The 5,067-nt window shown below is 68.2% G+C and carries 4 protein-coding genes; 2 read left to right on the top strand and 2 right to left on the bottom strand.

Annotated features, from left to right (window positions below):
* Positions 1–250: queuosine precursor transporter (locus B7X30_RS14610; protein ID WP_286731559.1), on the top strand; the 250-nt coding region annotated here is incomplete at its 5' end.
* 118 nt (positions 251–368) lie between these two features.
* Here the strand turns inward: B7X30_RS14610 and B7X30_RS14615 are convergent.
* The gene (locus tag B7X30_RS14615) at positions 369–1,073 is read right to left on the bottom strand and encodes a nucleotidyl transferase AbiEii/AbiGii toxin family protein (protein ID WP_286731560.1); all 705 of its coding nucleotides are present in this window, start codon (positions 1,071–1,073) and stop codon (positions 369–371) included.
* Positions 1,070–1,378 carry a hypothetical protein gene (locus tag B7X30_RS14620; protein ID WP_013123460.1) on the bottom strand — a complete coding sequence of 103 codons (309 nt, stop codon included), beginning with the start codon at positions 1,376–1,378 and terminating at the stop codon, positions 1,070–1,072. The genes B7X30_RS14615 and B7X30_RS14620 overlap by 4 nt, the downstream gene beginning before the upstream one ends.
* 93 nt (positions 1,379–1,471) lie before the next feature.
* Here B7X30_RS14620 and B7X30_RS14625 point away from each other — a divergent pair, with 93 nt between their 5' ends.
* Positions 1,472–5,062 carry a class I SAM-dependent DNA methyltransferase gene (locus B7X30_RS14625; protein ID WP_286731561.1) on the top strand — a complete coding sequence of 1,197 codons (3,591 nt, stop codon included), beginning with the start codon at positions 1,472–1,474 and terminating at the stop codon, positions 5,060–5,062.
* Positions 5,063–5,067 lie beyond the last annotated feature (5 nt).

Genomic DNA, 5,067 nt, shown 5'->3' on the forward strand with positions numbered 1-5,067 from the left:
CCATTGGTGGCTGGCGCCCTCGGTGTCGAGCGTGTTCGGCAATCTGGTGGACAGCGTGCTGTTCTTCTCCATCGCCTTCTACGCCAGCAGCGACCCCTTTATGGCCGCGCACTGGGTCGAGATCGCGCTGGTGGATTACGCGGTCAAGCTGGCAATGGCCGTGCTCGGCGTGCTGCCGCTCTATGGCCTGCTGCTGGCCGGGCTGCAGCGCTGGCTGGCGCGTAGCGCGGTGCAGGCTGTGGCGGCTTGAAGGGATGTGAACGGGCGCTCCCGAATGAACGCTCCCGAATGAACGCTCCCGAATGAACGCTCCCGAATGAACGCTCACAAATGAACGCTCACAATAGGCCAAGCCGAACCGCCGTGGCCTACGCAGAAGCCGCGCGCGCGTAGCTCTCGGTCTCGGTCAGCGCCCAATCGATCGACTCGCCCAGCGCGGGCTTGTCGGGGGCGCGAATCGCCTCCCACGCGACCGCCGCAGCGTTTGACGTCTTCATGGCCAGCAGCGCCTCCCGAATCGCCGCCAGACGGTCGCCTGAAAGAAGTCCGGCCATCCGCTTGCCCATAGGCCCGGTCGGGCTGTGCCGACGAGTCACCGCCCGCCAGTCAAACAGATCGCGTGGCGTCAATGCCCAGCCCCGATAGAACAATTTTTTGGCGAGAACTTCTTCTATCGGCTCAAGCGCAAAAGACACCTCGGGCGCGAACTCGTCGGGCAGACCCAGCAGCGACATGCTCACGATGAAATCGATCTCCCCCGCCGGACATCGCAGTTTCAGCGCGCTGGCCGATTCTTCATAGCCCGTCACGACCGATTCGAAACGATCATTCAGCCGTGGCGAGAGATAGCCGATCCACTGTGGATCGCGGATGAACAGATCGATGTCGTCACTGATCCGGTGATCAAGGGCCAGCATCAGCCTGGTGCCGCCGCCCAGCCTGGGGTGCATGGCAACCCCCGCGTGTTGTTCGGCATCCGTCACCAAATCAACCGCGATGCGGGCAAGTTCAAGCCAAGAACCGCTGGTTTTGAAGCGCAACACGTCGTGGTGCGTAGTCATGTTCGAGGTCATGTCCGCTGCGCGACCAGTTGCTCCCAGGCCTTGACGCGCGGCAGGCCATCTGCCAGGGATTCGGTGTAAAGCTGATGGGCGTGCTGCCAGTCTGACTGCGCCTCGCGGGCGCAGCTCAAGATGAGCGCTGGATCGATCTCGACGAACACGCTGTGCAGCAGCCCGCGAACCAGCGGCGCCTCTGGGCCGCTCGCCAAATTCACCACGCTGCCCTCGCGCAACGCCCGCGCGAGATCCTCGGCGCGAACTACCGTGCCGACAGCCGCATTCAGGTGTCCGACCGCGAGATCGAGTTTGCTGTGCATGCGGCCATTTTGCCGCAAATCGCCATGCCGAACGCCGGCCCGCAGGGCAGCGCGCGCGGTCGCCCTACCATCGCGCCAAACGCCGCCCACGCCATGACAGATCATCCTTCCACGTCACCCTCCGCCGTCCCACACCCCGACGCCGCCCGCGCCGCCGACTTCATCGCCCGCTGGAGCGGCGTTGCCGCCTCCGAACTCTCCACCGCGCAGAGCTTCGTGCGCGAGCTGTGCGAGCTGCTCGGCGTGCCCGTGCCGCACCCCACGCCCGAGCTCGACTACATGTTCGAGCGGCCCATCACCTTTCGCCACGGCGACGGCAGCAGCAGCCCCGGCCGGATCGACTGCTACCGGCGCGGCGCCTTCGTGCTCGAAGCCAAGAAGCTGCGCGCCAGCGCCGACACCCGCCGATTCGACGACGCCCTGCTGCGCGCCCGCGCCCAGGCGGAGGGCTACGCCCGCGCGCTCGAACCCGCCGAACTCGCCGCGGGCGGCCGTCCGCCCTTTCTGCTCGTGGTCGATGTCGGCCAGGTGATCGAGCTTTACGCCGAATTCACCCGCAGCGGCGCCACCTACACCCCGTTTCCCGACCCCCGCAGCCACCGCATCGCGCTCGCCGACCTCGCCCGCGCCGAGGTGCGCGACACTCTGCGCCGCATCTGGCTCGACCCGCTCGGCCTCGACCCCGCCCGCGCCAGCGCCCGCGTCACCCGCGAAGTCGCCGCGCAACTGGCCGAACTCGCCCGCTCGCTCGAAGCCAGCGGCCACGCCCCGCAGCTTGTCGCCGCCTACCTCACCCGCTGCCTGTTCTCCATGTTTGCCGAAGACGTCGGCCTGCTGCCCGGCGCGGGCGAAGGCGGGCAGGGTGGCCAAGGTGCACAGAGCGGGCAGGGCGACCAAGGCGGCTTCGTCACCCTGCTCAAGCGCCACCGCGACGACCCCGTCACCCTGCAGCGCATGCTCGCCGCCCTCTGGGCCGACATGGACCGCGGCGGCTTCTCCGTCGCCCTGGCGCAGACCGTGCTGCGCTTCAACGGCAAGCTGTTCAAGGGCGCGGCCGACGACGCTTATTCGCTGCCGCTCAACCGCGCGCAGGTCGATCTGCTGCTCGCCGCCGCCCGCGCCAACTGGCGCGAAGTCGAGCCCGCCATCTTCGGCGCCCTGCTCGAACGCGCGCTCGACCCCACCGAACGCCACGCCCTCGGCGCCCACTACACCCCGCGCGCCTACGTCGAACGCCTCGTGCTGCCCACCGTGATGGAACCCCTGCGCCGCGAATGGGCCGACGCCCAGGCCGCCGCGCTGCTGCTCGCCCACGAAGCCGCCGAACTCGACGGCCGCCCGCGCGACGCCAAGATGGACGCCGCCCGCGCCGAACTCCGCCGCTTTCATCACCGCCTGTGCACCCTGCGCGTGCTCGACCCCGCCTGCGGCAGCGGCAACTTCCTCTACGTCACCCTCGAACACCTCAAGCGCCTCGAAGGCGAAGTGCTCAACCAGCTTGCCGCTTTAGGCGAAACCCAGAACAAACTCGCGTTAGAGGGCGAAACCGTCACCCCGCAGCAGCTTCTCGGCCTCGAAGTCAACGCCCGCGCCGCCGCGCTGGCCGAACTCGTGCTGTGGATCGGCTACCTGCAATGGCACATCCGCACCCGCGGCGACCGCGCCGTGGCCGAACCCGTCGTGCACGACTACGGCAACATCGCCTGCCGCGACGCCGTGCTCGCCTGGAGCGCCCAGCGCCCCCTGCTCGACGCCCAGGGCCAGCCCCGCACCCGCTGGGACGGCCGCACCTACACCGTCCACCCCGCCACCTTGGAACTCGTGCCGGACCCCGCCGCCCAAGTGCCGCAATGGGCCTACGACCAACCCCGCCCCGCCGACTGGCCGCAGGCCGACTACATCGTCGGCAACCCGCCCTTCATCGGCGACAAGCGGCTGCGCGAAGCGCTCGGCGAGGGCTATGTGGATGCCCTGCGCGCCGCCTGGCCCGACATGCCCGAGAGCGCCGACTTCGTCATGTACTGGTGGCACGCCGCCGCGCGCAAAGTGGCGGCGGGCCAAGCGCAGCGCTTCGGCTTCATCACCACCAACAGCCTGCGCCAGACCTTCAACCGCCGCGTGGTGCAAAGCGCCCTCAACGGAGATTTACACCTCGTTTACGCCATCCCCGACCACCCCTGGGTGGACAGCGCCAGCGGCGCCGCTGTGCGCATCGCCATGACCGTGGCCGAACCCGGCGCCGGCGAAGGCCGCCTGCAAACCGTCATCACTGAGACCCCCGGCGAATACGGCGAAATGACCGTGCAACTGCGCGAACAGACCGGGCTGATCCATGCAGACCTCAAAGTCGGCCCCAACTTGGCGGCGGCGCCCGCGCTGCTCGCGATGCAGAACATCAGCAGCAATGGCGTCATGCGAGCGGGCGATGGCTTTCTCGTGACCTCCGAGCAGGCAGTGGACATGGGCATGGGCCGTGTGCCTGGATTGGATGCTCACATTCACGCTTACCGCAGCGGCCGCGATCTCACCGGGGGCAACCGCGGCTTACTGATCATCGATTTTTACGGGCTGACAGCCGAACAGGTGCGTCTGCGTTTCCCCGCTGCTTATCAATGGCTTCTGGAGCGAGTGAAACCCGAACGCGATCTCAACAACCGGCCCAAACTGAAACGCGATTGGTGGATCTTCGGCGAGCCGCGCAGCCTGCTCCGATCTGCTCTGGTAGGACTATCTCGCTATATCGCCACGGTTGAAACCGCCAAGCATCGGGCTTTTCAGTTTCTTGATGTCGGCATTTTTCCCGATCACAAGCTGGTCGCCATCGCTCTTGACGACGCCTTCCACCTCGGCGTGCTGTCCAGCAGCACGCATGTCACCTGGACGCTGGCGCAGGGAAGCACACTTGAAGATCGTCCGGTCTACGTCAAAACCCGCTGCTTCGAAACCTTCCCCTTCCCCGATGCCGACACCGGCCTCACCCCCGCGCTGCGCCAGCGCATCGCCGAACGCGCCGAAGCCATCGACGCCCACCGCAAACAAGTGCTCGCCCAGCATCCCGGCACCCTCAGCCTCACCGCGCTCTACAACGTGCTCGACGCCCTGCGCGCAGGCCGCGCCCTCACTCCCAAAGAGCGCACGGTGCATCAACTCGGCCTGGTCGCCGTGCTCGCCGAACTGCACGCCGAACTCGACGCCGCCGTGCTGGCCGCCTACGGCTGGAGCGACCTCGCTGCGCCGCTTGCTGCGCCAACAGCCGCCGAGGACGGCGATTCGACAGCCAAAACCGTCTTGCTCACCCGCCTGCTCGCCCTCAACCACGCCCGCGCGGCCGAAGAAGCCGCAGGCGCCGTGCGCTGGCTGCGCCCGGCGTTCCAGCACCCGCAACCCAGCGCCGCGCCACCCACCCAAGCCACGCTTGGCATGGAGGGTGAGGGGGAGCAGCCCGTGGCCGCCGCAGCCGCCCGCATCCCCGAGCCGCCCGCCCAGCCCTGGCCGTCCACCCTGCCCGAACAGATGCGCGCCGTGGCCGACCTGCTCGCCGCCAGCGCCCAGCCGCTCGACCTCGAAGCCCTCGCCCCTCGCTTCAAAGGCCGCGGCCCCTGGAAAAAAAGCCTGCCCCGCATCCTCGAAACCCTCGAAGCCCTGGGCCGCGCCCGGCGCGAGGGGCAGGGCTGGCGGGGGTGAGCTTG

The organism is Thiomonas sp. 13-64-67 (assembly GCF_002282795.1).
Classification (GTDB): domain Bacteria; phylum Pseudomonadota; class Gammaproteobacteria; order Burkholderiales; family Burkholderiaceae_C; genus Thiomonas; species Thiomonas arsenitoxydans.

Bases quoted from the DNA above. Each gene is read 5' to 3' on its own strand.
- B7X30_RS14615 (WP_286731560.1), bottom strand. From the start codon at position 1,073: ATGACCTCGAACATGACTACGCACCACGACGTGTTGCGCTTCAAAACC.
- B7X30_RS14620 (WP_013123460.1), bottom strand. From the start codon at position 1,378: ATGCACAGCAAACTCGATCTCGCGGTCGGACACCTGAATGCGGCTGTC.
- B7X30_RS14625 (WP_286731561.1), top strand. From the start codon at position 1,472: ATGACAGATCATCCTTCCACGTCACCCTCCGCCGTCCCACACCCCGAC.